This window comes from Kibdelosporangium banguiense, assembly GCF_017876405.1.
In the GTDB taxonomy this organism is placed as follows: domain Bacteria; phylum Actinomycetota; class Actinomycetes; order Mycobacteriales; family Pseudonocardiaceae; genus Kibdelosporangium; species Kibdelosporangium banguiense.
The window spans coordinates 12,085,587-12,100,117 of record NZ_JAGINW010000001.1 but is presented as its reverse complement, the minus strand read 5'-3'; the positions used below and the strand labels follow the sequence as shown (position 1 = coordinate 12,100,117).

The 14,531-nt window shown below is 61.5% G+C and carries 15 protein-coding genes; 4 read left to right on the top strand and 11 right to left on the bottom strand.

Annotated elements, in window-relative coordinates; genetic code table 11:
• Nucleotides 1–5 precede the first annotated feature (5 nt).
• The 8 genes from JOF56_RS54140 to JOF56_RS54105 form a co-directional block, all read right to left on the bottom strand.
• On the bottom strand, nt 6–236 hold the full coding sequence (locus JOF56_RS54140) for a hypothetical protein (RefSeq protein ID WP_209647227.1): 231 nt from the start codon (nt 234–236) through the stop codon (nt 6–8).
• Nucleotides 236–1,546: a DUF2637 domain-containing protein gene (locus tag JOF56_RS54135; RefSeq protein ID WP_209647226.1), complete on the bottom strand. Its 1,311-nt coding sequence runs from the start codon at nt 1,544–1,546 to the stop codon at nt 236–238. Before JOF56_RS54135 ends, JOF56_RS54140 begins: the two co-directional genes overlap by 1 nt.
• The gene (locus tag JOF56_RS54130; protein WP_209647224.1) at nt 1,543–1,770 is read right to left on the bottom strand and encodes a hypothetical protein; all 228 of its coding nucleotides are present in this window, start codon (nt 1,768–1,770) and stop codon (nt 1,543–1,545) included. Before JOF56_RS54130 ends, JOF56_RS54135 begins: the two co-directional genes overlap by 4 nt.
• Nucleotides 1,771–1,994: 224 nt before the next feature.
• Nucleotides 1,995–2,168: a hypothetical protein gene (locus JOF56_RS54125; protein WP_209647223.1), complete on the bottom strand. Its 174-nt coding sequence runs from the start codon at nt 2,166–2,168 to the stop codon at nt 1,995–1,997.
• Nucleotides 2,169–2,189: 21 nt separating this feature from the next.
• On the bottom strand, nt 2,190–2,705 hold the full coding sequence (locus JOF56_RS54120; protein WP_209647222.1) for a GIY-YIG nuclease family protein: 516 nt from the start codon (nt 2,703–2,705) through the stop codon (nt 2,190–2,192).
• Complete coding sequence (locus tag JOF56_RS54115; protein ID WP_209647221.1) at nt 2,698–3,249, bottom strand: hypothetical protein; 552 nt, start codon at nt 3,247–3,249, stop codon at nt 2,698–2,700. Before JOF56_RS54115 ends, JOF56_RS54120 begins: the two co-directional genes overlap by 8 nt.
• A gap of 18 nt (nt 3,250–3,267) precedes the next feature.
• Nucleotides 3,268–4,086 (bottom strand): DUF4097 family beta strand repeat-containing protein, encoded by an 819-nt coding sequence (locus JOF56_RS54110; protein WP_209647220.1) that lies wholly within the window; start codon nt 4,084–4,086, stop codon nt 3,268–3,270.
• Between the two features lie 97 nt (nt 4,087–4,183).
• Nucleotides 4,184–4,474 carry a hypothetical protein gene (locus tag JOF56_RS54105; protein ID WP_209647218.1) on the bottom strand — a complete coding sequence of 97 codons (291 nt, stop codon included), beginning with the start codon at nt 4,472–4,474 and terminating at the stop codon, nt 4,184–4,186.
• A gap of 892 nt (nt 4,475–5,366) precedes the next feature.
• On the opposite strand from JOF56_RS54105, the gene JOF56_RS54100 reads away from it, so the two are divergent.
• From JOF56_RS54100 to JOF56_RS54090, 3 genes are all read left to right on the top strand, one after another.
• Entirely contained in the window at nt 5,367–6,191 is an 825-nt protein-coding gene (locus tag JOF56_RS54100) for a GntR family transcriptional regulator (protein WP_209647217.1), read from the top strand.
• Nucleotides 6,188–7,027, top strand: a complete 840-nt coding sequence (locus JOF56_RS54095) for a glycosyltransferase family 2 protein (protein WP_209647216.1) — start codon at nt 6,188–6,190, stop codon at nt 7,025–7,027. Before JOF56_RS54100 ends, JOF56_RS54095 begins: the two co-directional genes overlap by 4 nt.
• A 293-nt stretch (nt 7,028–7,320) precedes the next feature.
• Nucleotides 7,321–8,136 (top strand): glycosyltransferase family 4 protein, encoded by an 816-nt coding sequence (locus tag JOF56_RS54090; protein WP_372448342.1) that lies wholly within the window; start codon nt 7,321–7,323, stop codon nt 8,134–8,136.
• Nucleotides 8,137–8,191: 55 nt separating this feature from the next.
• On the opposite strand, the gene JOF56_RS54085 is transcribed toward JOF56_RS54090, so the two are convergent.
• Together JOF56_RS54085 and JOF56_RS54080 are read right to left on the bottom strand one after the other, a co-directional pair.
• The gene (locus JOF56_RS54085) at nt 8,192–8,935 is read right to left on the bottom strand and encodes a pyrimidine reductase family protein (RefSeq protein ID WP_209647213.1); all 744 of its coding nucleotides are present in this window, start codon (nt 8,933–8,935) and stop codon (nt 8,192–8,194) included.
• Between the two features lie 1,088 nt (nt 8,936–10,023).
• Complete coding sequence (locus JOF56_RS54080) at nt 10,024–11,913, bottom strand: hypothetical protein (RefSeq protein WP_209647212.1); 1,890 nt, start codon at nt 11,911–11,913, stop codon at nt 10,024–10,026.
• A 486-nt stretch (nt 11,914–12,399) separates the two neighbouring features.
• Here JOF56_RS54080 and JOF56_RS54075 point away from each other — a divergent pair, with 486 nt between their 5' ends.
• Nucleotides 12,400–13,506, top strand: a complete 1,107-nt coding sequence (locus JOF56_RS54075) for a three-Cys-motif partner protein TcmP (RefSeq protein ID WP_209647211.1) — start codon at nt 12,400–12,402, stop codon at nt 13,504–13,506.
• Here JOF56_RS54075 and JOF56_RS54070 read toward each other — a convergent pair.
• Nucleotides 13,493–14,248, bottom strand: a complete 756-nt coding sequence (locus JOF56_RS54070; protein WP_209647210.1) for a DUF5131 family protein — start codon at nt 14,246–14,248, stop codon at nt 13,493–13,495. The two genes, JOF56_RS54075 and JOF56_RS54070, sit on opposite strands and share 14 nt — an antisense overlap.
• Nucleotides 14,249–14,531 lie beyond the last annotated feature (283 nt).

The window sequence follows — 14,531 nt, the reverse complement described above, 5'->3', positions numbered from 1 at the left end:
TGGACTCACCTCCAATCGTTGTGCCGCAACGGTTCCCGCTCCGGCCTGGCCGTGTAGCCGCCGGACACCCCGGCGGTCACCAACCGGTCCACCCGGCTCATCCCGAACTCCAGCACCCACGCCAGCCACACCAGCGGCAACCGCACCAGGTGCAGCGCCACGAACACCAACAGTGCCACCACGAACCGCAACAACGCCCACGTGCCATACCGCTGCAGCACCTCAGTCGCCGACATCACGCCACCCGCCGATCCGGCGCGATACCGCTGGCGTCACTCATCGGCGCGGGCGTTGCCGTCCGGTCGGTGCCGGCGGCGTCGTGCGTGGTGGTGTGGCCTGCGCGCAGGGCGTCGCGGACCCGTTGGGCGGTGGGGGTACCGAACCCCTCGAACCGGCGGGTGATGGCCTTCACTGCGGGGTACTGCGGCAACTCCCCGGCAGCGATGGCCGCACGGACCAAGGTCAGCAACTCGGCCGGACGCCCGACCAGTTCGCCCTGTTCACGCCCGGTGTACCCCCCGTACCCAGCGGGGGCAGTACCCTCGCGCAACGCGGCCGGGCCGAACACCATCCCCGCGGCGGTCAGCGCGTCCTGCGCGCCCTGCACGATGCTTTCCGCGTGCGCCACGGCCTCATCCGCCCGCGCGATCGCGGCAGCGCGTTCCGCGTCGACGTAGGCCTGTACCTCGGTGCTGAACCCCCGCTGAACCCGCCCGTCGATGATCGTGATCTCACCCGCACGCGCGGCCTTCCGGTCCCGCGCGGACTCCCGGCGGACGATCACGCGCGCCAGCCGGCGGTCCCGGCGAGTGGAGTCCGGGCCGACACCGAAGCGGTCTTCCCACGCCAGCCGCCACGCGGTGTCCGGCTCGATCTCCCGCGCGGCACGGATACCGGCAGCGGCCAGCGACAGCAACGGGTAGCGCAGCCGACGCCACACCTGCCCCGCCCGGCCGGACACGATCTCTCGATCGAGGCCCTGGCGGATCGAGTGCAGCAACACGCCCAGCAGCGACAGCACACCGAACGCCAGCCCGGCGACCACACCACCGTCACGCAGACCGTGCGCGGCGTTGATCGCGGCGGCGATGCCCGCGAGCATCCACATCCACCGCGGCAGACTGCCCGCACTGCGCCGGCGCTTGATCCGGCGGTGCGCCTCGAACGCACACAACCACGCCCCGGTCTCGATCGCGGCCGGGAACCCGTGGTTCAACGGCGCCGGGAAACCCAAGGTCTCCAGCGCGAACTGGGCCTGCGCCGCCCAGGCCAGCGCGATCGGCAACACGATCATGGTCGCCCACAACGCGGCCATCCCCAGCTCCGGCCACCGTTCCCGCCGGGCAGCCCGGCGGGCAGCGCGTCGCGCGTCGCGTTCGGCCCGGCCGGCGGCGGCGACCTGGGCGGCGGCAGCCCGGTCTCGCCGCGCCTGTTCGGCCCGTGCCGCCGCGTCCTGGCGGCGCTGGTCGGCGGCCAGTGCCCTGTCCTGTCGCGCGAGAGCCGCATGGGCGGCCTCGTCAGCACGGCGGTCCTCACGCCAGTTCATGACAGATCATCTCCCGAGCAGTCAGGGGCGAGAACGGCCAGCAACTGCGCCGGTGGCACGCCGTACTTCTCATGGATCTGTTCGGCCACGGTCGCCGGAAGCAGCGACTTGGCCACCGCGGCCAGCTGTACGAACGCGTTCGCCAGCACGATCCGATTGGCGAACGCCTGCTGCGGCACATAGGTGTGGTCGTCGTTCTCGGCAACGGCTTTCCGAAGCACCATTGCCGCCTCCTCCAAGTAATCCGACATCACAGTCCTTTCCGGACCTTCTCAGGCGACGCGGCCGATGCGGGCGCGCGGTGCCGATGAACAAGGGACGGGACACTGAGCGCGGTAGGTACCGCAATGCACCCGGATCGGGCGGCCGTCACCGAAGATGGCCAAGACGGTCATCACCCCGCAGCCGTACCGGCAGTTGCAGCACGTGCCGTCCGGGTCGGGAATCCTCATGACCGCCGACCGGCCGCACGCAACGCCTGCAAGATCTCCACTTCCGGCCCAGCGGTGACCTTGTGGCCCTGCTCGTTGATCGCCCCGGTGTAGCCGGACTCCCGCAAGTCGAAGAACCTGGTGTCAGACTCGGATTCCGGGCGACCGCCCGGGTTGCGCGAAGCACTCATGATGTGTCCTTTCTGGCCATTTCAGGCCACGAACGCAGCCGTGGAAGGGAATGTGGTGATCGCGCCAGGCAGTGCGACACAGGACGTCTGGTCGGTCAGCGCGGTGAACTCGTCGTCGATCCGGGCGCGTTCGGCCGGCTCGCTGGCGTGCCACCACTGGTCGGTCAACTCCCGCAACCGGTAAGCCGTACCCCACCCCGGGTTCACGGGCGGGGTGCGATCGGGGCGGGGCTGAATGCCGCACAACGGGCACCGGCGCGACGCGCCACCCATGCTCTTGATCTGCCGCTCCCGGGCACGGGTACCTTGCCAGGTACGCGCCAGCGTCCAGCTGATGCCCGCGGCCCGGACCACCTGCAGCAGCCGGGCACCATGCCCGGCGGCGTGCTGAGCCAGCCGCGCGTTGACCCGTCGGGCCCAGCCGACATAGTGGCGGGCATGCCGATACGGCTTGTCGAAGTGCAGCAGATACACCGTGCCCACACACCGCTCCGGCACCCCGGCGGCGGCCGGGCCACCAGCGGGCCGCTCAGCCATCCAACACCGCCGACACCACAGGATTGAGCACCGTGCAGATGGCCGCGACCGCGGCTTTCGCCGTCACTGTCACCGGGATCGTGTCCCGGAACTCCGGCAGCGGCAGGTCCCCCGCCAGGATCGGAACCCGGATGGTGACCAGACACAACGCGGTCAACACCGCGCAATCCTGCGGGTCGTACCAGCCACCGGAGATCCGGTCATGCGCCCAGCCCCGCGCCCGGCGCAGCAGCTGCGCGCCCATCAGGACGTCGTCCCGGGCCACCGCGACCGCGATGGCCAGGCGGTGTTCGTCGTCCCACGTGGCGTCTGCGGACTGGATACGCGGGTGCACCGTCACGTAGCCGGGGCTCATGATCGGCGACTGCGCGATCTCCCAGGCCGCGGCGGAGAACTCCAACGCGTCCTCGGTCGGCTGGTCGTTGTCGAGGTCGCGGAACATGCCGCGCTTCTGCGCCAGATACGCCCCATACCGGGACAGGCCGTCACTGGCCTGGTCGCGGTCGTAATGCTCGTTCGGCCGGAAAGCGATGTGGGTGACCATGACCGTGGTTCCCTTTCTTCATCGGGTTCGGTTGATGACACGGCCGCTCATTGACCGGGCTTCGCTGCTGACGACCACACCGGGATCGGAGCTGATACGCACGTCACCGGACATGGTGTGCGCCTGGACTGCGGTGTCCTGGATCGCATGAACAGTCAGATCACCGGACATCGAACGCAGGCGTGCCGGGCCGGTCAGGGCACCGACGCGGATATCGCCGGACATGCTGTGCGCGATCACATGGTGTCCGACCTGTATCCGGATGTCCCCTGACGCGGTGCGCGCCTCGATCTCCCGCGCGGAATCGACCGTGAGATCACCAGACTCGGTACGAAGCTCCACAGTGTCCAGCGACCCGTGAGTGATCACCGTCGCCGGGGAGTCGCTCGACACCACCAGAGATGACCCCACAGGCAACCGGGCCGTCACCCGGACACCGCCGCCGGAGCCGACCACGGTCGCGCCCCCGGTGATGACCTGACCGTTAACGACAACAAGGCCCCCGCCGGCCACGGTCACACCGGACATCGATCCGACCACGATGCTGCCGCTGGCCCGTGTAAAGCTGACGCCGCCGTGCACAGTGCCGCCAACGATCACCGCACCGCCGGACACCACCGTGCCCACAGGCGCCGGAACAGCCACCTCAAGCTGGCGCGCTGTGTGCCGGACCGTGGCCGAACGGATCAGATCCGCCGCAATGCTGTCAACCGATACCGCCGGCGCCAAGGTGATCTCGGCATACTCCCGGTCTTCGGCGACCACCTCGACAACAGCCACGCCGATCGACAGATCGAGCACAGCCACGCCAGGCTCAGTATGAGTGATGGTGCGCATATCGCTGCCTCCCAACAGGTTCAACGGGGTCAAAGCAAGGCGATGCAGAGCGCGGTCAACGCGGGCAACATCACCGCGAACGTCCACGCAGCGGCGTTCAGGCGGCCTCGCCATCGGTCGTGACCGACGACTCGGTGTGCAACACCCGGACGGCGTTACCCATCGCTCGCCGGGCGACCCGACGATCACGGCGCGCACGGGCGGAACCGTCCAGCAGTGCAGTGGTCGGTTCTGGGCGCGGCTGGCGCAGCGCGGCCAGCTCTGCCGACAGGGTCGGATCGCTGATCAGGTGGTGAAATTCAGGGTCCAGCGAGGTGAGCATCAGATCATCGGTATCGAGGTCCACGGTCAGGTCGGCCTCATCAGTGAGCGCTTCGTCGGCGTACATCAGCGGAAACTCCCTTACGTCGTCAACAGCGAAATCGTTGGGGCCGTTGGTTCCCTAACCCTCGCGGTGGGCACAGTGGAGTTACGGCGCGAGGGAAAGGCACCCAACGGGATGCGATGTGGGACCGGTGTTGTGCACGCGCTTGTCAGCTGCCGGTCTGTCGGCTGACAAGCGCAGCGTCTCGTTCGACTCACGACTACGGCACCTCTCAAACGAGGCGGTTAAGGGCAATGCCGCTGTCCCCTGGCGCATCACGTCAAAACCCGGACATGTCAACGGATCGTGAAGAACAAGGGGGATACGCATCCCAGCGGAGGATGTTTGGCCGTCTTCTCCGTAACCGACTCCCAACTGGTTCACACCGAGGGGAGGATCACGCGCCGTCAGACGACCCTAATGGCGTCAATCCACTGTGGAGTTATCTCACGTGGCGATTGCGCATGCTGCAAGATTTACCCGTCAGCTCCCCGGAACCGGGCTACCTCAAGAACTTGGTGCGCAATGGTCCTAGCACTAAGGACGACCGCCTGACGCCGCGTGAGCGACGCAGTCAACAGGCAAGGGGCGCGCGAGAGGTCAGTCGCGCAATGAACGGAAGAACTCCACTAGGCCGCCAATGACGGTCGTAACGAAACGCGCAGCACCCGCTGGATCGTTGATGATCAGCAACAGGGCTCCAATCGCCGCTAGGAAAGCAACGAACTTCCGTCCACCGCCTCCGCCGTGAGTGAAGCGCGGGATCTGGATTGCTCCGCGAGTCCTGGACATCGCCATCAGCTCCAACCTGTTTGTGGGTTTGCCCTCAAACCCGCAAACTTGAAGCTACACGGGGCGTGTGACCCCCGCAAGAGGTTTGCCCACAAACCCTCAAACGTGCAGTACGGTGTGCCGTATGGAGCCCCAACGGACTGCCGCGCGACAGGCGATCGCCCTTCGCATCGCTGATGACCTGCGCATTCGGATCGAGACAGGCGCCTTGCGGTCTGGCGAGTCGCTACCGACGCTGCATGACATCGCCCGTGACTACGACTGTGGGATCAACTCGGCGCGTACTGCAATCGACTTGCTGAAGCAACAAGGACTGGTGGTTACAGGCAGGGGCAAGCCGCCGACGGTCCGAGCCCGACCTAAGCGTGTCGAGCGCAGCTCGGAACGTCATCAGATGGAGAAGAACCTGGTGATGCAGCCGGAAGACGTTCGCCGAAATCACGGCCTTGCTGAAGACGACATGGCTGCAAGCCTTGATGATTTTGAGTTCGAGGCGAAGTATTCACTGGTTGCTGCCGATCGAGATTTGGCGGACGCGTTCCGAATGCCGGAAGGGGCAGCCTTGTTGCGGCGTGAGTATACGCACCGCGATAAGCGAACAGGCGTGCTTGCAGCCTGGTCCGTGTCATGGCTACCGAATGACTTGGTTCAGTTAAATCCCGAAATAGCCGATCCCGTCAAGGCGGCCTGGCCAGGTGGCACTATGCATCAGCTTTACACAGTTGATGTCGAGGTGGACCGCGTCATTGATCAAGTGACCGCCGCGATGCCTACGACTGTGGAGGCGCAAGCTTGGGACTTGCTCGCCGGTACGCCACTACTATGGGTTCGCCGGATATCAGTTGACACAGCCGATCGGGTCGTGGAAGTAACTGACGCGCAGTTCCCGGCAGACCGCACAATGCTTACATTCCACACATCGCTTACCCGATGGGACACCTCCAAATGACCCGGAAGCTATCCATCATCACCGCCGCGTATTCACCCCTGGCGGACTACTTTTCGGCCACAATTGAAAGCGTTCAAAATCAAGAGTTGCCGTCCGACTGGGAGTTGGAATGGCTTGTTCAAGAGGATGGTGAAACGCCGACGCTCGGCAGCGTCTTGTCGGGTGTGCCCTACGTCGTATACTCGGCCAATAAGGCGCACACTGGGATTGCGGCAACCCGGAACCTTGCGCTAACACGCGCCACGGGTTCCATTGTTCACATCCTGGATCACGATGACGTCATGCTTCCTGGCGCATTGTCACGCCTATTGCCATTGTTTGAAGGCCCTGAGATTCATTGGACTGTTGGACAGGCCGACGATCTACTGCCCGATGGTTCGCGACGGGCCTATGAATCAGCCCTGCCATTCGGGCCAATCCCGGCAGGGACGGTCAACGACTGGGCTATCGCACATGACGGGAACTGGCCTATTCACTGCGCTGGTCTATACCTGCGCACCGAACTAGTTCGCGCGTTCGGAGGCTGGGGAGGAACTCCCGTTGATGACGACATCATTATGTTTAGCGCACTGTCGGAGTGTGTCGGCGGATACAACTCGCCCGAAACTACATGGCTGTATCGTGTGCACGACCGGCAGACACACAGGAGCGCGCAGTGGCGAGAACGTAGCAGTGACGGTCGTCGTATCGCTCTCCAGCGGATAGAAGCGATGCGATCCGTAGGCTTGCAGGTAACAGGAGACCCAGCAAAGTTTGACTCCGCAAAATCGGTGAATGTTGGCCCTGCCGCGAAGGACACCGCCGAAGGACGGCCGTGGTGGAAAGAGAGTCACTGACGACCTCCCCCCTCCGTATTACGTTCATTCTGAACTGTTTCGTCCGCGCTCCGAGTGGCGGCTTTCGAGTTGTCTATGAGTACGCCAGCCGACTGGCCGAAATGGGACACCAGGTCACGGTAGTGCACGAACAATGGCGTGAGGGGGCGCGCAGGCCGTTTAAGCACGTATACGAGGTAGTTCGAGATCAATGGCACCGTGGCCGACCCGGCGGCTTGTCGAAGTCTTTGCGTTGGATGTCGATCAGTCCCAAGGTTCGCATGACGATGGCGCGGCGACTGAGCGTATCGCGATTGCCTGACGGCGACTTGGTCGTAGCTACCTACTGGACAACCGCACGACTCCTCACAGAGCTTGCCCCACGGCATGGTAAGCCGGTACACCTTGTCCAGCTTTACGAAATCTGGGGTGTGGAAGATCCTTCCGAGGTCGACAATGTCCTTCTGCAGGACGTTCCGAAGGTGGCCGTATCAAACCACCTCGCCGGAACGCTACGAAAGCTCGGTGTTCCCGACACTCAAATTGCCGTTGTTCCTAATGGTCTCGATCATCAAGTATTTCACGTAACCGATCGAGTTACACCCCGTGAAGTATTGGTTAGCGTCTTACTTAGTGACAGTGCGCAGAAAGGCTCGAAGACTGCAATTGATGCGCTAATTGCTGCAAGGGAAACAGTCTCAAACCTTACCGTGGTTGGATTCGGGACAATGTCAAGACCACGAGATTGGCCTAGATGGGCACACTATCTGCGCGCGGCCAGCGGGCGTGAACTTGCCGACCTCTATCGGTCGAGTCAGGTGTATCTCTGTAGTTCAGCAAGTGAAGGCTGGGGATTTCCCGTGGCCGAAGCAATGGCTTGTGGCGCGGCTGTGGTGACTACCTCGAATGGTGGCGTAGAGGACTTCTGTAGTAATGAACGAAACGCGCTGATCGTACCAGTAGGTGACGCGACCGCTATGGCTGCCGCAGTAGTCCGTCTTATTCAAGACGAGCAGCTACGCGCAAGACTTGTACAGGCAGGACGTGAAACAGCGTCCGAGATGGACTGGTCACGCTCCACATATATGTTTCTTGCTGCGTTGCGGTCAGCTGCGTCAGTAGGTGGCTGACGCCACGTGGCCCATCGGGCATCCGACACAGCGAAATCTGTAAATCGCACGCTGATCAGCGTCGGTAGGTAAGCATCAGGAAGTCGCCGTCTCGAACTACTGCGGACAGCTGGAAGCGTCGCAGGTCAGGCAGGACCGGTCCGTTCGCGATCCGGCCGCCGTCGCCTGCGGCAGCCTGCGGAGAAACTGTCAGACACAGCTCGTCTACCAAGTCCGCCGCAATGAGGTTGCCAAAAAGCCGTGGGCCACCTTCGCAGTTGATTCGCCTCAGACCGCGCTTGTCCAGTTCGGCTAGTGCGGCAGCAAGGTCTACTTGGTCTTGCCCCACGATCACGACGTCAGCCCCAGCAGCGGTCAGCGCCTCGCGTCTCGATGCCAGCGAATCTGCGCACGTGAGCACGATGGGCGGCACAACAGTGTCAGTCAGCAGCGGTGAGTCCGGCGTGACCGAGCATCTCCCCGACACCACGGCGATCGGTGGCAACGGCGACAACTGAAGCCTGGCACGGCGTTCATCGCGAGCCTCGTTCGGCTTCAGCCCGGGATAGCGCTCTACCCGGGCGGTAGTGGCGCCGACCAGCAGAACATCAGCCAAGTCACGATGAATATTGAGCACCCGCTGATCCCCAGGCCCCGTCAGCGGCGAGGACATCCCACCAACCGTCACAGCCCCATCAAGGCTGCTCACGAAGTTCGCCTGCAGCCATGGCCGGTCAAGCCCGTCCGGATACGCATAGACCTGCTCCAGCGCCAGGTCACTAAGTTCTTCACTGCTCGAATTCGGCCACAGGCTATGCACGAGACCATGAGACCACGTTCTCTTCGACTCACCTGGTTTGGCCTCGACACGGCACTATGACGCGGACGCGCTGTCCGACAACCGATCCCGCCAGCGAGCGAGGTTGCCGCGGGTGACCAGGGTGTCGGGGTGGTCAGCACCCAACCAACCACATTGGCTCATTGTGCGACGGCTGACGGGCCGGCGGTGACCGCGACTGGTGTGTCTGTACCGGCACCTGCGCGGGTCACCGACGGTTTCAGGGTCACGCTTACAGGCTTGAGCGAATGCCGTATCCGTACAGCCCTGTGTATGACCCCACGAACGGCCCAGCCAAGGTCGGTACTCCCCACCATCGATCGATCACTCACGCAGCTGGTAAGCCGCGCGGCCCGATCGGCAGTCAGGACAGATCTTGGTCCGGTCGTTGCGCGGTTGGATGCCCGATGGCCCCGCCAACGCCGCGAAAGTCGGGCGGACTCGCCGACCGTCTGATTAACGCTCAGTGCGTTGTGCAGCCAGCTTGCGAATCAGATCCTGATACGGCCCGTCGTCCAGCTCAGCGCGGTCCGGCAAGGGCGGCGTGGTCCGCAATGCCCAATAGTTGTCCCAGCGCGGCGGCGTACTACCAACGCACGCTGTGCAGACAATCTGCAGGTGAGTGGCGGTCTGATTCGCCTTGTACCCCACAGCATCCAGAGAATGCTCCCCCCGCAGGCATGTCGCGGGGAGGATGCCAACCCGCGCCCCAAGGCGGTCGATGCGGTACACCACATCGCCATGAGGCTGCCACTTCGAACCCACGGGGTCACCAGACAAGACCATGCACGGGATCGTAGCCGGGTTCGAACATAGGTTCGAGGATGGCTACCCCTGTGGGTGTCTGTCGGCAGTCTCAGTCGTAGTCTCGTTCATCTACGTTCAGCGGCGTTCGTCAACGGACCTGCTGCAGCCCTGACCAGGCGATAGTCCAAACGCGACCTTGTATGAACGGGGAGGCGCAGACCTCGAAAGCGTGCGAGGAATCCACGCTCCATACGACAGCTAGGTAAAGCGTGCTCACCAATTGAACACTCCCAACCTACTGACTTAGGCTCGAACCATCCTCTTCAGTCCAGCCCGGTATCAGGGTCGCGATCCGGGTCAATAATCGGCAACAACTCTTTAAAGGTAGCTTCCCATAGTTCGAGCACGCGTCTAGGTTGCCGTGGCGCTAACTTTAATTCATCTACGATAAAACCTCGTAGATTCGATCTCCAAAGATTGGCTTTTCGCTTGCGGTCCAATAGCTCAAGCAGAGACGGCCCTCCACCTTCTTGAATACCCTCAACCATCTCCAACTCGACCACGTCGACAACTTCAAGGGGCATGACATCGTCCCCGATCAGGAGCCCACATTCTTCTACCTTCTCTCGAAGGAGTGTCAAAGATATGGGATTTACAGGGAACCCTTCGGTCAACACGAGTAACGGAAAGAACCTTGTACTAACGGAACAGGGAGTACCTGTTAGCTTTTCTTGCCCTACTCGGAGAGACGTAATCGTTGAATCGATCTGCTCTACTTCGCCAACAAGTTTATCGAGATCCCCCACTACGTCAGCATCCGAGATTCCGGCAACAGACTCCCTACGCAATTGACTTGTAGTCACCTCGATAACGATCCAGGCATCGCCGTAGTCCACCACTGTATCAGCAACACGAACTCCAACAGACGAAAAAGCTCCCCGTAGATCACGGTCGTGAAATACTCTTCGCGCCACAGTTGTGCTTGCTCCAAGACTATCCAACACTTCAGAAGTGTATATTTCCGCTAGACGCCTAAGGCATTGCTCCGCTTGCGCCGCACGCTTCCGATCACGCGCGCCATCAGTAGACGGAAATTTGATGTCATATATTGGAAGCCACCCGAAAACTCTCTTCAAAAGCAATGCCGGATCGATAACAGCCAGATGCCCGTTGTAAAGAGTCACAGCAGGATACCTACCAAATGCACTGAATTCCCAATCGGTACTCTTCAGCTCTTTGAGCACTTCAGCCCTAAACGTAGGTACATCTGCACAAAAAACCGATACGGCTGCCCGGATTCGTTCTGGGGTCCACTTTAAGACGGCAAAGTACTCTTCAAAAGGGCCGGCGCCCTCCTTTGCAGTGGTGGCAGCCCACAAGACCAAGGCAACCGCCATAACGTCGCGCAGGGGAACACCGACTGCGTCTTGGTATACCTTCTCAAGATCAACTATTTCCGACATGCCAACTAGTTCCTGCGGGAGCTGTAGCCAAGTTCGGATGAACCGAGCGAAGAGATTCATCTCAACCGGATCGGCGTTAAACACCTGATTTGAAATCAACTCCCTGCCGAGCGCGCCAGGTACCTTCGTTATAACGTTCTCACTATTCTCAACCTCACGCTCCGGGTTGAGGTAGTCGGTAATAGCCACCATTGCAAGCACAACGTTGCCTATTTCAACGCCAGGAACCAACGAATCGCCGCTGTACAACATTGCATACTTGATCAGGGCCAAGATAGCCTGAGGGACAACTAGACCTCGCGAAGGGTCTCGCAACAGGTTCAACACTCGGGTCTGTGTTGGGCCTATGAACCACTCTTTGGCAAAACGCTCATCCACCTCGCGTCTAGATGCGCTAGGCGCACGAAAGATGCTAAGAACCCTTGCCGCGAAGGAAATAACGGCGTCTAGCGGAATGCGCGACAGCTGACTAATAACAACTGACGACGCAAGTTTAGTTCCAAGTATATCTTTGGCCGTAAGGTATACGACGACTTGATCGATAGGGCTAGGAGGCGTAGCGACATGCTTCGGCAGAATCAAGCCGACACTACTCATCACCCACTCAGACTTAATTGCCTGAACGGCCGTCCCCTGGATGTACGTGTCTCCGTACGACAGCGCCGAAAAGAAAGACGAAGCTACTTGCCCCGGTTCACGACCAGTGAACGATCGGTAGATCTTTTCCAGATTGTCCTCAGGGCTGTCCATCGTTGCCAACCTCGCTCCTAGTCGTACGACTATTAGACTCCCTTCGCCATGACCGCATTGAGGGACACGCCCGGAACAACTTCCTGTCCATGAGCTGGTAGCTATGCACCCTTCCGCTGCGGGGACACCTGGCATGGGCTGGCGTGCCGGCGCCGTCACACGTCCTGCCTCGGACCTACTCCGCCGATGGTGCCTCAGCCGCCGACGCCGGACTGATCATCATTGTGTTTTAGGGTTGCAAAGGGGTGAACCACTTGTCCGCCATGAACGCTGTGTGACCGTAATCGGAGCGATTGACGTGAGCGTTCCGTCTAACGAGTGACCTCGCGTAGTACATACTCCAACTCAGAAGACAAGCTGTATGTGAATATCGTCCGTTAGGCTGGCTCGATGCGGAGCGGATCAGACACCTGTCGAGTATTCCTACCGACGTAACACCATGAGTAACGTGGTGGATTACGACATCACCGGTCGGGGGAGGCTCAGATGAGCGATCTTCTATGGAAGCTGGAGCCTGCGACTGCCGCGAAGCATCAGCTATACAAGCGTTACCTTGACGCATGGTGGCCAATCATGCTTCAGCGGACCCCTGGCGGCCATCTCCGACCGCGAGTTACTTATGTAGACGCTTTCGCTGGACCAGGCCGGTATGAAGACGGTGAGGAAGGATCACCCGTCTTCGTTCTTGATCGTTTGTTGAACCACGCGGCATCAGCCCGAATGCTGCTCGCCCGAGATCGAGTCCGGCTCGTCTTCATCGAGAAGCAACGGAACCGGTTTGAGTATCTACAGCAGCAACTGGCGGAGAGGTTTGGCGATCTTAATCGGTTGCCTGTGCACGTCGAGGTTCGGCACGGCGAAGCCGGTGTCGAAACCGATAGGTCACTAAATGATCTGCGTGCGTGGGGCCACCCCATCCTCGCGGTATTCGACAGCTGGGGAAACGTCAACATTCCGCTGTCACTCATACACAAGCTCGCATGCAACGCGAGCAGTGAGGTGGTCGTAACCTTCGGGCCGAACTGGTTCAGTCGTCGCGAAGAACTCAACGCTGATCAGCTTGACCTGGTGTTCGGCGGACGCGACTACTGGACGTTAGCCGATCGGGAGAGTCGACCGGACGAGCGATGGCGGGCCTGGCTGTCTACGTACCGAGCAGCGCTCGGGCGGGCAGGGTTCGACTATCGACTTCAGTTCGAGGTCGTTCCCAAAACAGGTCAACCCCTCAACCTGGTCTATGGAACAACGCATGTCAAAGGGGTCGAAGTCATGAAGGACGCCATGTGGAAGGTGGACGGTGATGGCGGCATGGCCTTTCGTGACCCCCGTACCCGGGACGCCCAAATACCCGGCCAACTCGACATCTTCGGGACCGGGACGTCTCAAGACCCCGAGTTACTCGAACTCGTCATGCAGCGGCTGGCCGAAGGGCCAGCCACAGTCGATGAGCTGCGGACCTGGTTGCTGTGCGAAACGGCCCGATGGCGTCCCACTCACGCACAGGCCGCGGTGACAGAACTCCGCAACCGGCGACAGGTTGTCGTGGAACCACCGGGCCGGATTGCCAAATCGAGCCGCGTCAGGCTGCCGTAGAGCCGCTACCGGCGGGCATTTCATCCCAGGTTCGTCCGTCCAGCTCACGACCGCCCGCCTTTGGGGTACGGCCGCCCCACTGCTTGAAGAAAAATGGAACCTCGCTGCGAAGGCAGTTGTCCCGGATGTCGAGAATCCATGACGTTTCGACTGGCCGTGCGTGAGCGCCGGACTCGCCTCCGGCGATTACCCAACCAATCCTGGTGAGGTCGAGGTTCGACAGAGGCCCGATTAGCGGCTCACACGACAAGAACCGTACTGCCGCTGGGACTTCCCGGAGATCGTCGACTCGGTCGAGAGCATCACTGTTCTCAACCGAGACCCCCATCCACACGTTGGAGGGCCAATCCAGCTTTGGTGCGAGCCGCCCGAGACGTCGAGCACGCTTGGTCAACACCTGATACGTGTGCTGCGGTGTAGCTGCCATGACGGCGAACACGCGGCGGATGAAGTCGACCGGCACCTTGGCATGAAACAGGTCGGACATGGAATTCACAAACACGATACGCGGTGTCCGCCAGTGGAACGGCTGCCCGAGCGAGACAGCATGGGTGGTCACACCGAATCCTGGTCCGCTCGTGCGCGGATCACCGTCGTTCTGGTACTTGGCTGAGCCCATTGCCTTCAGCCGTTTCGACAGCGTCAACGCGTAACAATGGTCGCAGCCAGCGGAAATCCGATCGCACCCTGTGGTCGGGTTCCAAGTGGTCTCAGTCCATTCAATGCTCGACCGGGCGCTCATCGATACACCCCTTCCTTGATCAGAGCCACACTAGAACATGGGTTCGACCCGTGGTCAAAGTGGAGCCATTCGGCGGCCACGATTCATCCGATCGAATGCGGTTGACCGGGGTTCACGGTGGTTTCGGTTCACTCGATATCAGTCGTGCTGCTCATCGGGAACCGCCGGCTTCGGCTGGGCCCCTTGGATGTGAGGCGCAGTAGGACGTCTGCGTGGCGGCCGGTGTGGCCCGACTCTTAGCCCGCAAGACCGGGTAGCAGCACGGGGAATACACGGGTGCGGC

Bases quoted from the DNA above. Each gene is read 5' to 3' on its own strand.
- JOF56_RS54140 (WP_209647227.1), bottom strand. From the start codon at position 236: ATGTCGGCGACTGAGGTGCTGCAGCGGTATGGCACGTGGGCGTTGTTG.
- JOF56_RS54135 (WP_209647226.1), bottom strand. From the start codon at position 1,546: ATGAACTGGCGTGAGGACCGCCGTGCTGACGAGGCCGCCCATGCGGCT.
- JOF56_RS54130 (WP_209647224.1), bottom strand. From the start codon at position 1,770: ATGGTGCTTCGGAAAGCCGTTGCCGAGAACGACGACCACACCTATGTG.
- JOF56_RS54125 (WP_209647223.1), bottom strand. From the start codon at position 2,168: ATGAGTGCTTCGCGCAACCCGGGCGGTCGCCCGGAATCCGAGTCTGAC.
- JOF56_RS54120 (WP_209647222.1), bottom strand. From the start codon at position 2,705: ATGGCTGAGCGGCCCGCTGGTGGCCCGGCCGCCGCCGGGGTGCCGGAG.
- JOF56_RS54115 (WP_209647221.1), bottom strand. From the start codon at position 3,249: ATGGTCACCCACATCGCTTTCCGGCCGAACGAGCATTACGACCGCGAC.
- JOF56_RS54110 (WP_209647220.1), bottom strand. From the start codon at position 4,086: ATGCGCACCATCACTCATACTGAGCCTGGCGTGGCTGTGCTCGATCTG.
- JOF56_RS54105 (WP_209647218.1), bottom strand. From the start codon at position 4,474: ATGTACGCCGACGAAGCGCTCACTGATGAGGCCGACCTGACCGTGGAC.
- JOF56_RS54100 (WP_209647217.1), top strand. From the start codon at position 5,367: ATGGAGCCCCAACGGACTGCCGCGCGACAGGCGATCGCCCTTCGCATC.
- JOF56_RS54095 (WP_209647216.1), top strand. From the start codon at position 6,188: ATGACCCGGAAGCTATCCATCATCACCGCCGCGTATTCACCCCTGGCG.
- JOF56_RS54080 (WP_209647212.1), bottom strand. From the start codon at position 11,913: ATGGACAGCCCTGAGGACAATCTGGAAAAGATCTACCGATCGTTCACT.
- JOF56_RS54075 (WP_209647211.1), top strand. From the start codon at position 12,400: ATGAGCGATCTTCTATGGAAGCTGGAGCCTGCGACTGCCGCGAAGCAT.
- JOF56_RS54070 (WP_209647210.1), bottom strand. From the start codon at position 14,248: ATGAGCGCCCGGTCGAGCATTGAATGGACTGAGACCACTTGGAACCCG.